This is a genomic window from Psychrobacter sp. van23A (assembly GCF_030845275.1).
GTDB lineage: Bacteria > Pseudomonadota > Gammaproteobacteria > Pseudomonadales > Moraxellaceae > Psychrobacter > Psychrobacter faecalis.
This window is the reverse complement of the sequence record NZ_CP132595.1, coordinates 1,743,003-1,756,614: the sequence shown is the minus strand read 5'-3', so window position 1 is coordinate 1,756,614 and position 13,612 is coordinate 1,743,003. Positions and strand designations below refer to the sequence as shown.

The following is a 13,612-nucleotide window of genomic DNA, read 5'->3' as shown; positions in this document are numbered from 1 at the left end:
AATAGTTGAGGAAATTTATATCAATTGTGTTCGTTTTTATTTTAGATGAGCTTAGATTGACTTTCTGATTAACAGTATCTTTATGACTGCTTGCTACCTTTTGAATAGTGATAATTGATTAAAATGAGTTTGAAAGGTAATGATCAATACTAATAAATAAACTGAGGATTTAATAATGAAAAAATTAGCAATTGCGGCATTGATGACGACTTTTGTCTTGTCAGGTTGTTCTACCATGGGTATGAATGATGAGCGTACTATGGTGGTCGAAGGCGAACCTGTGAATGTGAAAGTGGTTAACATTCCAAGTTTCAAAATTGAAATAGCACCACTTAAAGCGGTGTGTGAGCTGCCCACCGCGAGTGGTACTATGGTTGAGTCAGAGTGCCTACAATATCGCCAGACTTATCAGAAAAACTACACGCCTCTAAATGGTGATATTCAAGGCTTTACTTATGAGCCAAACTATCGCTATATTCTAGATGTGCGTCAAGAAGCGGTTATGAATGAAGCAACGAAAGTGGTTAAGCCGGTTTGGATTTTAAATGAAGTGATTTCAAAAACTGCTGAATAATTTTAGTTGTAGCTTATTATAGAAAAGCCTCTAATCATTAGAGGCTTTTTTTAGTCACAGAAAAAGGTAAACGTATTTTATCAAAAAGCGCTGTAAAACCACGTCCCTTCTAGGGCGTGGATATCAGGCGTCAGCTATTGTCGCTCAGCCTTAAAACAGACTTGTCAACCAAACTTATTAAGACCATAATCACTCTATGAAAACGCTCAAGTTGCGCATCAAAGACAAACATGCCAATCAGCTAAATAAACTGGCTGGTGCGGTTAACTTTGTGTGGAACTATGTAAATGACTTGAGTTTTAAACATCTTCAACGCACCAATCATTTCTTTTCAGCTTATGATATTGCGGCTTATGTAAAAGGTAGTGGCGAGCTGCTAAACCTGCACAGCCAAACCTTACAAGCCATCACCGAAACCCATACTAAATCTCGCAAGCAATTCAAAAAAGCCAAACTAAACTGGCGAACCAATAACCCAAAATCTAAGCGTAAATCACTTGGTTGGATTCCTTTTAAAAAAGCAGCAATCAAATACTTAGGTGTCAAAAAAGTAGGTAAAAAAGCTCTTAAATCCACCATTCAATTTAGCCTGGCTAAAGGCAAGAAGCTGACCATCGACGTGTGGGATAGCTATAATCTAGCACTCTACACCATCAACACCTGTGAGCTTGTGCAAGACAGTCGCGGCCACTGGTATGCCTGTATCACCATTAAAGAGTACCCAAAAATTGAGTGCGGTACAGGCGAAACTGGTATTGATTTAGGCTGCAGGGACTCAGCAACGACAAGTAATGTTGAGGTACTAAAAACCAAAGTCACCCAGCAATACGCTAAAAAACTAGGCATTGCTCAGCGGGCTAAAAACAAACAAAGAGTTAAGGCGATTCACGCCAAGATTAAAAATACCCGCCAAGACTTGATTCATAAATTTACCACCAACCTTACCAAGACTAATAAAATAATCATCATTGGCAAACTTCAATCAAAATCATTCACTAGGGGCAAACTCGCCAAGTCCGTCTATGATGCAGGTTGGTTTGAGATTAAGCGGCAACTGACCTATAAGTGCGAGAACGCAGGTTGCTACTATGATGAGGTGAATGAAAGTTACACCACCCAAACTTGTTCGTGTTGTGGCTCACGCCAAAATAGTCCGAAAGGTAGGACGGGTCTTGGAATAAGAGAATGGCTTTGCGAGTGCGGTGTCACTCATGACCGCGATATTAATGCGGCAAAAAATATTCTCGCGCTCGGGCTTGAGCGTCTAGTAGTAGGAATCCCCTCACTTTAGAGAGGGGAGGAAGTCAAATTAACATTGACTGTAATTGACACTAACGCCGCGGGTAGCAGTGGGGATGCGGTTATCAGCATAAATAGCAAGACCACCGCGAGCGGTTTCTTTATATTTATCAGACATATCCGCGCCTGTCTGCTTCATGGTTTCAATGGCTTTATCCAATGAGACAAAGTGCTGACCATTGCCGCGGCAGGCAAGACGAGCGGCGTTAATGGCTTTTACCGCGCCCATCGCATTGCGCTCAATACAAGGGACTTGTACCAAGCCGCCAATCGGGTCACAAGTCAGACCTAAATTATGCTCGATACCAATCTCGGCGGCATTCAAACATTGCGCTGGCGAGCCATCCATAATCTCTGCCAATGCCGAACCTGCCATGGCACAGGCTGAACCGACTTCGCCCTGACAGCCCACTTCAGCCCCAGAGATAGAAGCGTTTTGTTTAATTAAGCTGCCAATGGCGGTGGCATTTAATAAAAACTTACGGACGCCATCTTGGTTATAATTGGGTAAAAAGTCACGATAATAGTGCAAGACCGCAGGAATAATACCCGCCGCACCATTGGTCGGTGCTGTGACAACTTTACCGCCATTGGCATTTTCTTCATTGACGGCAAGTGCATACAAATCAACCCAATCCATCGCTGCAAGCTTATCGGTTTTGGCGATAGGCAAGTCTTTTTCAGCGCATAGTTGATTATGTAAATCGTGAGCGCGGCGTTTAACATCAAGTCCGCCCGGTAAAATGCCACTGTTTTTACAACCTTGAGTCACACAGTCCTGCATCACCTCCCAAATCGTATCTAAATAGCTAAAGATATCTGCTTGATTGCGATAGTGACATTCGTTAGCGAGTACCAGCTCACTGATACTTAACCCATGCTCACGGCATTGTTCAAGCAACTCTGCGGCAGTATTAAAAGGGTAGGGAACGATATCAATCGTTGGGCTGGCATGATCCTCATCGGGATTGTTTGCGTCATCTTCGTTGATAACGAAACCGCCACCAACCGAATAATAGGTTTGCTCGTACTTGCTACCATCGGCCAATAACGCGCGGATGGTCAAGGCATTAGGATGATAAGGCAATACCGTATCATCGTACCAATACATATCGCGCTCGCTATCGAAGTCGATAATATGTTTGCCTGATAAATTAAGCTGTTTATCAGCAAAAATAGGCGCTAGATATTCGCCAGTCAAGCGAGTATCAATGGTACTCGGCGTATGTCCAAGTAAACCCAAATATATCGCCGTATCGGTTGCATGTCCTTTACCGGTAGCGGCCAAAGAGCCATAAAGCTCGATTTCAATATTTTTAATCGTCGTTAATGGGCTTTGCTTAAGCAATGACGTCAAAAATAAATTGGCCGCCACCATGGGCCCGACCGTATGAGAGCTCGACGGTCCAATACCAATTTTAAATAAGTCGAAAACACTAATCATATAAATACCAATAAATTGTCAGTGCATCAGCGTATGTGATAAATAGGCTTAAGTACTGGTGTGAAAAAAGATAATAGATAACGGCCCCCAAAGCCTTGATAAATACAGCACAATGACAAGAGCAGGCATTTATTTAAATGCACACTTTAATAAATGTGAGTATTTAAAAAACATGGGATATTATCTATAAATGTCTCCCAGTATAGGCGTACAGAGGCCTGCTGAATAATAACTTTTATTTATCATAGAACTCCGTTATCATGCTCGCAGCCATTACCTGTGTAACATCCTGTAATCTTGCTAACACTATATAGTGAACAACGTCGCAGAAATCCTTAAACTACTTTTAATAGAACCTATTTGACGGTCTGCATTTGGTCAAAGTAAATGACTTTCCTGCTGTTATCGTTTTTTAATTCCTCTATAGTTGTTGATGATTGGCATGACTTAGTTGTTATCGTTTTGACTGAATTCATATCTGTATTCTCATAGTTGTATTTCTCACAGTTTTTTAGCTGACTAATATTCTCTCAGCTCAAATAGGACAGCGCATGACAACTCCCGAACCTCATTCTCCAAACCCCGAAAATAGCACCCAAGAATCTGCTTCGCACAATGCATTAGAAGCGGCTGGTATTGATGCAGCTGCGACGAGTTATCCGCACAATCCAGACTTTGATAATGGTCGTTGGTTTCCAACGTGGCGTCCGTATGGCGGTGATTTGGATCGTGATCCGGTCGGTATCAATGAGTATTTGCCGCCAGCAAAGAGCGTGTTATTAGGTGTGCAGCATACTTTTGCGATGTTTGGGGCGACGGTGCTGGCGCCATTATTAATGGGCTTTGACCCCAATTTAGCCATTTTGATGTCCGGTATTTGTACGGTGATGTTTTTTATGATTACCGGTGGGCGTATGCCTAGTTATTTGGGCTCAAGCTTTGCCTTTATTGGGCCGGTTATTGCGGTGACGGCTTATGCAGGCGTGGGATTTAATGACAATTTGAATGTCGCCTTGGGCGGTATCATGGCATGCGGCATCATTTATGCGCTGATAGGTCTATTGGTCATGAAGACGGGTACAGGCTGGATTGAGCGTTTGATGCCGCCCATTGTTACCGGTGCCATTGTGATGATTATTGGTTTGAATTTAGCACCAGTGACCATTCAAGGGGTATCTGCCAACCAGTTTGATGCATGGATGGCTACGCTGACGGTATTGTTTATCAGTGGGGTGGCGGTATTTACCCGCGGTATGCTGCGCCGTTTGCTGCTGTTGGTTGGCTTGATATTGTCTTATATCGCTTATTTCTTTATGACCAATGTGCTCGGTTATGGCGTTCCGATTGACTTTACTAGTGTATCAGCAGCATCATGGTTTGGTCTGCCAAGTATTCATACGCCGCATTTTGAGATGAGTGCGATTATATTAATTGCGCCTGTTGCCTTTATTTTAGTGGCCGAAAACTTAGGGCACTTTAAAGCGGTCGAAGGTATGACTAAAGCACGAGTAACGCCTTATATGGGTCGGGCATTTTTTGCTGATGGTTTAGCAACGACGTTTTCAGCGGGTTTTGGTGGTACAGGTGTGACCACTTATGCAGAAAACATCGGTGTCATGGCTGTGACCAAAGTATATAGCACGACGATTTTTGTGGTAGCAGGTCTGGTGGCTATCTTGCTTGGGTTATCACCAAAGTTTGGCGCAATTATTCAAACGATACCGGCGGCTTTATTGGGCGGCGCATCTATTGTGGTATTTGGTTTGATTGCGATTGCAGGGGCAAAAATTTGGATAGACAATCATATCGATTTTAGCAAAAACAGCAATTTAATCATTGCCGCGGTCACCGTTATTATGGGTACGGGTAATTTTAGCTTGCATCTAGGCGGCTTTGATTTGGGCGGTATCGGAACGGCTACTTTAACGGCTATTGTGCTAAATGCTTTATTTAATCGACAAAAAGATTAACCGTCAAAAAGATTGATTTGTTCATCGTAAAAAAAGCCACAATAAGTATTGTGGCTTTTACTTATTGTGGCTTTTATTCATTACCGCTTTATTTATAATTTCGTTTATAGAATCTGGCAAAAAAACGATAACGGCGTAGTGCGCGTGGCTTAGGTTTTAACGACCCTAAATAAATGGCAAACATCGTCAGTAGCGCGCCGCTCCATTGCAGCGTATTAATCGGTTTATCAAGCCAGCTATAATCAATCACCAAGGCCGCAATGGGCTCGGTTAATAAGAGCAGCCCTGTCAATGCTAAAGACAGCTTAGGAATCGAGTAGGCGATAAGCCCCCACGCCAAGCATTGCATCACCGTGCCATAAATCAATATCCAACCAATCTCAGACCAAGTACTGGGCAAAATATTACCCATATCAAAGATAAACATCGGCAGAATCATTGCTATGACGCCGCCGATACTCACCAGCTGCATCAGCATAAATATCGGCGTTGGCTCAGTATCATGGGTTTTACGGATAAAGGTCATGGACGCGGCAAGCATGGCACCTGAGACGATGCCCGTGACAAACCCCCAAGTCGCAGCGGTATTTTGCGCAAACTCAGGGCTACCTATCATTGCCACGCCTAGCATGGCTAAAAATAAACTGATGAGCTGCAAAATAGATTGCCGCTCATTAAAGTATAAAAAGCCAATGGCCGCCAAAAAGAAAATCTGCAAGCTATTAAGCAAGGTTGAGATACCGGGACCGACCGCATAAATACTCTCATGCCATAGTGCCAAATCGAGTCCTAAAAACGCGCCTGATAATAGACCGTAAAAAACAGCACGCTTTGAGCGCGGAAGTCGTTGCCCTGTCATTTTAGCCAATATAGCAAACACCACGCCAGAAATAGCCAGTCGCCAAAATGACATTGCCCAGCCACCGATATCGACATGGGCGACAATTAAGCTGCCCAAACCAAAAATAACGCAACCAATGACCAAGCCAGTAGCGGCGGAGCGTGAAGAGGCGATAGCCATGCAATATCCTTATCTCATTACTATGTTACTTTTTTAAAATGCTTTTTAAGTGTGGTTTGCTAAAGAGTTGATTTGTATAGACAGGCCATATTGTCAGTGTTTTGCTCTTGAATTGGAATGCTTTGGTGCAATTTATTTTATAATGACTTATCACTCACCATAGATAAATAAAGCGGTCACCTTCTTACAGCAATAGCATTGGCGCACAAGCTGCCATTTGTTATTCTATCATCTATTTGTATTTTGAAGCACATCCTGTTTTAAAATAGTGATACTCTTCAAATACTTAACTTAATATAGTGAATTTTATATAAAATAGAGACATGATATTTTTGTGCGAAACTGTCGTAAATTTTCTTCGCTTGCTGTGCGCTTCGCTCTCCAGAGGCTTCAAAAAATCTATGACAGTTCCGCTATATCGTTTTTACAATGAACTCCCCATATATTCACAGTGCTTCTATTACTTTTAGCCTAGGTTTGCTTATGCTGCAACGTTCTATATCGAAACGACAAATAGACTTCTTATCTACACTGCTGCCACGTCGCAGTTTCATTGCGCGTCTATTTGTCATGAGCGCCATAGCTGCTACGTTTTTTGGGATGTCAAATGCACAAGCCGCCAGCTGCAAAATACCCAAAAGCTATTATAAAAATGTCTCTTGTACCTCTAGTAGTGGCTATTTCTTAGCGATAAAAGATTTCGGTGCACCAGTTGCCTTGATTGATAAGCAAGGCAAAAGTGTGCTTGATTTAACCCGTTATCAAAAAGTAGATGCCGATAAAATATCGGGTGGCTTGTTACCAGTGCTGCGCAATGGTCGGGTGGGCTATGTCAATATGCAAGGTCGCGAGGTGATCCCTGCGGTGTACGATATGCTCAAAGAAGGACAAAATTGGGCGCGTCCCGTCTCTGAAAATCGGATTGTGGTCAAGCAAAACGGTCATTATGGGGTTGTCGATACGGGCAATAAAACCATCGTGCCATTTGCCGCTGCAATTAGTGACATTGACGATTATCGTAGCGGCATGACGCGAGTACGTAAAAATCAAGCCATCAACTGGTTGGATAAAAATGGTAAACCTATATCTGACCCAAATAGTAGTGCTGCTAGTCAAACAGCGAAGAGTGCCGCTGCTAATAACATCAAGAATAATAGCAGTAATGCCAAAGAATCGCAGAAGCTAGAACCGTCTCGTGGTTTTACCACCTTGCAGCCGCGTCAACAAGACGGCAGATGGGGCTTTGTTGATGAGAATAACATCTCTATGATTACCTATTCTTTCGATGAAGTGCGACCATTTTCTGAAGGCTTGGCGGGCGTGCGTATCGATAATGAATGGGGCTTTGTCAATTTAGGCGGCGAGTTGGTGATTCCTTTTCGCTTTGATAATAGCACTGTGAGTGTGAGTGATTATTATAAAGACCAACCTGCATTTGTATTTACAAATGGCAAAGCTTGGATTGGCAATTTAGAAAACGGCAATAAAATGTGTATTGATAAAGAGGGTGACAGCATTGCTTGTGATTAATACTTAAGACTTATCATTTAATATCACGCTTAAATTTGCCGGTAAAAAAAAGAGTGTCAGAGCGATAGATCATTCATCGTTCTGACACTCTTTTTTTGCTTGAGACGGACTAGCATTAAACTTAAATGGTTATTTTTCTAGCAAGTGCTTACTAATCAAATCGACCATATAAGGCTGATAGTATTCGGGAATATCGTGTGCCATGCCTTCGATTAAATGAAAAGTTGCATTGGGTATGGTCTTTGCAACCACCCGTCCTTGCGAAGCGGGTAATAAGCCATCAGCGCTGCCATGCAGCACAATCGTCGGTGCTTTAACTTGTTTGCTATATTTGCTAATCGAGCCAGAAGCTAAGATGGCATTGAGCTGTTGTACCGTACCAAGTGGATGGAAATTACGCTGATAACGTATCTTAGCAATGTCACGTACCATGCGCACATTGACGTGTCCTGGCGTACCAACGGTTTTCATAAACCAGACGCTATGACGGACGATATCGCGCTCAGAGTGGCTCTCAGGACGATTGATAAGGGTATATAACTGCTTAGGTTTCGGCGGTTTTAAAAACGCTCGATTGGTGGTGGTAAACATCAACGCCATACGTTGCACCAAACTTGGATAACGCGCGGCGACGATTTGAGCGATCATACCGCCCATAGAAGCGCCAAGCAGATGCGTTTTACCAAGTTTTAAGGCTTTGATTAAACGTGCCGTATCTTCTGCCATGTCGGTCAAATTATAAGCAACCGGTGCGCCTTTATTTGACAGACCCGTTTGCAAGCGCATCATCATTTTCAATTGACTGATACGCGGCAAGCCATCAATCTGTACTTTAGATGACAAGCCGATATCACGATTGTCAAAACGAATCACAAAAAACCCAGCATCGATAAAGCGTTTGATAAAATTGTCGGGCCAGAAGATCATTTGTGAGCCCAGCCCCATAATCATAAGCAATGGCGGATTCTTGGGATCACCACCGGCTTCAACGCACAGCTCAATGCCATCACCAATATCTATCATTGCTTGATAAAGATGTTCGCTCAAATCAGACGGATACCAAGCATGATCGCCAAACTTTTGCCATTCAGGCGTCGGGTAATCGATTGTTGGAGAGTCGATTGTCGCAGCGCTAAGTGCTGAAGAATTAGATGGTGAAGAGCTAAGCACTGTATCATTGGTCATTTTGTCATTAAGCACTAAAGCATTGTCGGTTTCTTCTGAATTTACAGACGCGTTTGTGTGATTGGTGGGGTTTGATTCTGTCATGAAGTATCCTATTTAGATGGTCGTTGGCTTAAAATTCGAGCATCTCAAAATCAAGCTTGCCAACGCCGCATTCTGGGCACGTCCAGTCGTCTGGAATGTCTTCCCATTTGGTACCAGGCGCGATGCCTTCTTCTGGGCAGCCAAGCTCTTCGTCGTATATCCAACCGCAGACAATACATTCATAACGTTTCATAAATAGTCCTATCGATTATTTCCAGTTTTACGATTACTAATGTTTCTTTTACCAGCGTTTTTGCTATTACCAGTGGCGTTAACTAAATTAATCGGCATTTTTAAAGCAATTATTAAGTATTCTAGCCAACATTTAGCGTGTAAAAACGCACGTAGTTTAGCATATAGCGGTTATTTTCATAGTTAAGTTTACACTTGTATATTGAGATTCACCAGCTTTTATCAAGTGCCTATGCGTCACTTTCAAGGTTTTAGCAGGGCTGTCATTGCCGATTTTGCCGCCACGATAAAGCTGATTATGCTATAATTATCGCCGCTATTTTTAGCGATTGTCATCTCATTTATCACCTACCTCATTTACCACCGTCATATCATTATTTAAGTTTTATAAGTTAAGGGTTACTATGAGCGCGAATGCCGCCGTTACATCAGCTGAAGTTAAGACCACAACCGATTCATCTAATACGCTCAATACTGACCATCCATTTTGGCAAATCATTCGCACAGTACCAGACTTCCCAAAAGTTGGTATCGATTTCTATGATATTACACCGTTACTACGCAGTCATATCAATGCAGTGATTGATGAGATGTTAGCGGCTTTGCCTAAAGGTTTGCTTGATGAAGTGGATTGCTTAGGCGCCGTAGAGGCGCGTGGATTTGTATTTGCCAGTTTGCTGGCGGGACGTTTGGGTAAAGGCATGATTTTGCTGCGTAAACCCGGTAAATTACCGCCACCGGTTGCCAATAAAGCTTATGCGTTAGAATACGGCAAAGACACGCTTGAGATGCAAAATAATTTGCCGCCTGAGCGGGTATTATTGGTCGACGATATATTGGCGACAGGCGGCACGCTGATGACCGCTTATGAGCTTTGTAAATCTGCACAGCATACGGTAGTTGGCGCCTTGGTATTGTTAGATTTGGTTGCTCTGCATGGCGAGTTTCCTGTACCTGTTTATACGGTTTTAAAAGCTTAGAGAAATGGTTTTTAGCATAATAAAAAGCGCGCTGAATTAATAGTTCAGCGCGCTTTTTAATGGCATGTACTTTGTTGGTTCGTCTTGACCTGCGTTACTTGTCTTGCTGATAACTTTTACACGCCTGTTCGACGAGCAAGCGGCTAATCGTTTTTGGTTTGGTCAGCTTAAAGTCTTTGGTTGTCAGTATCGGTTTATCGGATTGCCAAGATTTTAACACTTTATCGTCAGCAGCATAGTTGACATAAGCGCGACGATAATAGCTTGCATCCTTACATGAGATAAGCCATTGTTGGTCGCTATGATGAATGCTGGTTTCTTTCACTGTTTTATTAGCGGCTTTGTCTTTATTCTCTTTTGCTTTCGCTTCATTTTCTTTAGCGTCTTTTGCGCTAACCTTTGGCGCAGGATAGGTTCTACGAATAGAGACGGTAATGTTTTCGACCTCTTTTTCATCAATAATATGAATGTCTGAGCGTTCGATAGAATCCACATCCAAGCTAAAAACAGAGCCAGTTTGGCTTTTTGAGACCTCTAACCAGTTTGCCGCATAGCCACTCATTGCAAGCGTACTACCTGCTAATATCACTGCTAGCCGTTTCATAATCGAGCCTTGCTTGTTGTTATATAAAGTCGCTTATCATAGCCAACTTGATAGAAGCAGGCAAATTACTTTTATGACAAGGGGTTCATACTGAGACAATCTCAGCACTCGTGATTAGCAGGCAAACGCATAAAATATATAAATATCGCAGTTAATCTCGCATCGCCGCGAGCATTTGCGCAAGCTCATCACGCGCACCGATAAAGCCATCGATACCCTTGGGTAATAAGTCTTGGGTGACGATATCTTGCTGATAAGCGGCACTGAACTCGTCATGGGTTAAGCTGACCTTCGCCATGTCGGGCAAATCCATTGACATACTTGGTGACAGTTGGCGTGTCACTTCGACATCCATGGCTGCCAGCTCATCAATCAGATTGGGCGCGATGGTCAATAGATCACAGCCAGCTAGTGCTAATATTTGCTCGGTCGAGCGGAAACTTGCGCCCATCACTTGGGTCTTATAGCCATGTTGTTTGTAGTATTGGTAAATAAGCTTGACCGATTGCACACCCATATCATCTGAAGCAGGGACATTTTGGCGGTTTTGCTGACGTTTTTGCCAGTCTAAAATACGTCCAACAAAAGGCGAGATTAGGGTAACGCCCGCATCGGCACAAGCAATCGCTTGATGTTGACCGAATAATAACGTCAAGTTGCAGTGAATTCCCTGAGTTTCAAGGTAACGCGCCGCTTCAATACCTTGCCAGGTTGCGGCCATCTTAATCAATACGCGCTCTGAATCAATACCTGCTTTTTGGTAGGCTTCCATAAAGCTGAGCGCTTTATCAATGGTGGCTTGAGTGTCATAAGATAAGCGTGCATCGACTTCGGTTGAAACGCGACCTTCAATCAATGCCAAAATATTACAGCCGATTTGAACGGTTAATTCATCAATCACTGCATCGACATCACCGCGATGGCGACTCATGGTTTCTGACATCAGCGCTTCATTGTCCGGATGAATCAGCGCTTTGGTAATAAGGCTTGGATTGGTCGTGGCATCGATGGGTTTTAGACGCGCAATGGCGGCAAGGTCGCCCGTATCAGCGACAATAGTGGTCATGGTGCGAAGCTGTTGTAATGCGCTCATCAGATATCCTATGATTAATTTACGTTTTGATGTTTTTATTTAGCCGTGTTATTTAGATTGGTTATTTCAGTTAGTTGCTTATGAATTTTCATTGATAAAGCGATTTATCATGGCGGTATGGTGAATTTAACGGCTATCTTTAAACTGTATCATATATTTGGACGGTTGTAGCCTGATAGTTTTATAGGGTATAGCGTTTATCGTGCATAACTGTGCTAAGATTTATGGCAAATTGCTTATTTGCGCGTATTTACGAATGGGCACTGTCGATAGTTTTTGCTATAGTAGAGCCGATCCACTGTTTGGCTCGCTAAACATGAGAACTAAGCGAGCATTTATTATTAAAATAAGCAGGTTACCTAGCTAATAGACAACAGTCATAAACTTTAGCAATAACTTTAGCAATAATATTAGAAAAAGGATGGGCGGTAATGAGTGAGCAGTCACCAGAGCAAAATGTAGACAATCTAAACCAAACCCCTGCAAGTGTTGATGGGGCTGCAACTGATAAAGCGTTTTTAAACACATTGCGCCAAAGTATTGATGCAGTTGACTGCGAAATTCAAACGCTCATTAATAACCGTGCCAAATTGGCGCAGCAAGTAGCGACGGTAAAAAAAGACCACGTTGCCAATAGTCCTGATGCCGAAAAAACCAATCCTATTTTTTATCGTCCTGAGCGTGAAGCGCAAGTGTTAAAGGCGGTGATGGAACGTAATACTGGGCCCATCGCCGATGAAAAAATGGCGCGTTTGTTCCGCGAAATCATGTCAGTCTGCCTTGATTTGGAAGCACCGCAGCGTATTGCGTTCTTAGGCCCTGTCGGCACCTTTACCCATGCCGCCGCTTTAAAGCATTTTGGTAAAGCCGCCGATACCGTGCCGCTAAATACTATTACTGACGTCTTCCGAGAAGTTGAAGCAGGCACAGCAATGTATGGCGTGGTACCAGTTGAAAACTCGTCAGAGGGCGTGGTTAACCATACCTTAGATGGCTTCTTATCTTCTAGCTTAAAGATAATCGGTGAAGTTGAGTTGCCTATTCATCAAAACTTCTTGGTTGCTGAACACACCAAAATTGATGGCTTAAGCCGTATCTACTCACATCAGCAGTCATTGGCGCAGTGCCGCCATTGGCTCGATGTTAATTTCCCAAATGTTGAGCGTGTGGCGGTATCGAGCAATGGTGAAGCGGCCCGCCGTCTCAAAAACGAATGGCATTCAGCGGCAATCGCCGGTGATGTGGCAGCGGCAGAGTACGATTTACATAAGCTGTATTCAAACATCGAAGACAATCCTAGCAATACCACGCGTTTCCTAATTATCGGTCACGAGGCGATTGCGCCATCGGGTCAAGATAAAACTTCAATTATGGTTTCAGCGCATGATAAAGCAGGCGCCCTGATCGAAATCTTAAAGCCCTTGTCTTATCATGGCGTGTCGATGACCAGTATCGAGACGCGTCCTGAACGTCCAAATAAATGGGCTTACGTGTTCTTTATCGATATGGATGGCCACATCGAAGACGCAAATGTGAGTGCAGCAATTGCTGATATCCGTCCATTGGTCAAAGATTTGCGCATTTTAGGTTCTTATCCAAAAGCCGTGCTATAAAGCTGGCTTAATAGAATGGTTTT

Annotated in this window: 12 protein-coding genes; 6 read left to right on the top strand and 6 right to left on the bottom strand. The window is 43.1% G+C overall.

Features of this window, described 5'->3' with window-relative positions; genetic code table 11:
• Window positions 1–175: 175 nt before the first annotated feature.
• The gene (locus RAH45_RS07505) at window positions 176–574 is read left to right on the top strand and encodes a DUF4377 domain-containing protein (RefSeq protein ID WP_068408379.1); all 399 of its coding nucleotides are present in this window, start codon (window positions 176–178) and stop codon (window positions 572–574) included.
• A gap of 196 nt (window positions 575–770) precedes the next feature.
• Window positions 771–1,865, top strand: coding sequence for an RNA-guided endonuclease InsQ/TnpB family protein (locus RAH45_RS07500; protein ID WP_306495098.1), 1,095 nt, complete (start codon window positions 771–773; stop codon window positions 1,863–1,865).
• Between the two features lie 18 nt (window positions 1,866–1,883).
• On the opposite strand, the gene RAH45_RS07495 is transcribed toward RAH45_RS07500, so the two are convergent.
• A complete protein-coding gene (locus RAH45_RS07495) occupies window positions 1,884–3,317 on the bottom strand; it encodes an L-serine ammonia-lyase (RefSeq protein WP_306495097.1) in 1,434 nt (477 codons plus the stop codon).
• Between the two features lie 551 nt (window positions 3,318–3,868).
• Between RAH45_RS07495 and RAH45_RS07490 the strand changes: the two genes are divergently transcribed.
• Complete coding sequence (locus RAH45_RS07490; RefSeq protein WP_102076764.1) at window positions 3,869–5,287, top strand: solute carrier family 23 protein; 1,419 nt, start codon at window positions 3,869–3,871, stop codon at window positions 5,285–5,287.
• An 88-nt stretch (window positions 5,288–5,375) separates the two neighbouring features.
• On the opposite strand, the gene RAH45_RS07485 is transcribed toward RAH45_RS07490, so the two are convergent.
• On the bottom strand, window positions 5,376–6,308 hold the full coding sequence (locus RAH45_RS07485; protein ID WP_102076765.1) for a DMT family transporter: 933 nt from the start codon (window positions 6,306–6,308) through the stop codon (window positions 5,376–5,378).
• A 570-nt stretch (window positions 6,309–6,878) separates the two neighbouring features.
• Between RAH45_RS07485 and RAH45_RS07480 the strand changes: the two genes are divergently transcribed.
• Window positions 6,879–7,838, top strand: a complete 960-nt coding sequence (locus RAH45_RS07480; protein WP_369811335.1) for a WG repeat-containing protein — start codon at window positions 6,879–6,881, stop codon at window positions 7,836–7,838.
• A 129-nt stretch (window positions 7,839–7,967) separates the two neighbouring features.
• Here the strand turns inward: RAH45_RS07480 and RAH45_RS07475 are convergent, their stop codons facing one another.
• A complete protein-coding gene (locus RAH45_RS07475; protein ID WP_225211688.1) occupies window positions 7,968–8,861 on the bottom strand; it encodes an alpha/beta fold hydrolase in 894 nt (297 codons plus the stop codon).
• Window positions 8,862–9,135: 274 nt separating this feature from the next.
• Window positions 9,136–9,300: a rubredoxin gene (locus tag RAH45_RS07470; RefSeq protein WP_068406924.1), complete on the bottom strand. Its 165-nt coding sequence runs from the start codon at window positions 9,298–9,300 to the stop codon at window positions 9,136–9,138.
• Window positions 9,301–9,703: 403 nt separating this feature from the next.
• Between RAH45_RS07470 and RAH45_RS07465 the strand changes: the two genes are divergently transcribed.
• Entirely contained in the window at window positions 9,704–10,279 is a 576-nt protein-coding gene (locus RAH45_RS07465) for an adenine phosphoribosyltransferase (RefSeq protein ID WP_068406921.1), read from the top strand.
• A gap of 94 nt (window positions 10,280–10,373) precedes the next feature.
• Here the strand turns inward: RAH45_RS07465 and RAH45_RS07460 are convergent, their stop codons facing one another.
• Together RAH45_RS07460 and RAH45_RS07455 are read right to left on the bottom strand one after the other, a co-directional pair.
• Complete coding sequence (locus tag RAH45_RS07460) at window positions 10,374–10,883, bottom strand: hypothetical protein (protein ID WP_306495096.1); 510 nt, start codon at window positions 10,881–10,883, stop codon at window positions 10,374–10,376.
• A gap of 151 nt (window positions 10,884–11,034) precedes the next feature.
• Window positions 11,035–11,976, bottom strand: coding sequence for a transaldolase (locus tag RAH45_RS07455; RefSeq protein WP_068406916.1), 942 nt, complete (start codon window positions 11,974–11,976; stop codon window positions 11,035–11,037).
• A gap of 431 nt (window positions 11,977–12,407) precedes the next feature.
• Here RAH45_RS07455 and pheA point away from each other — a divergent pair, with 431 nt between their 5' ends.
• Window positions 12,408–13,589 carry a prephenate dehydratase gene (gene pheA / locus RAH45_RS07450; protein WP_068406913.1) on the top strand — a complete coding sequence of 394 codons (1,182 nt, stop codon included), beginning with the start codon at window positions 12,408–12,410 and terminating at the stop codon, window positions 13,587–13,589.
• Window positions 13,590–13,612: the final 23 nt, after the last annotated feature.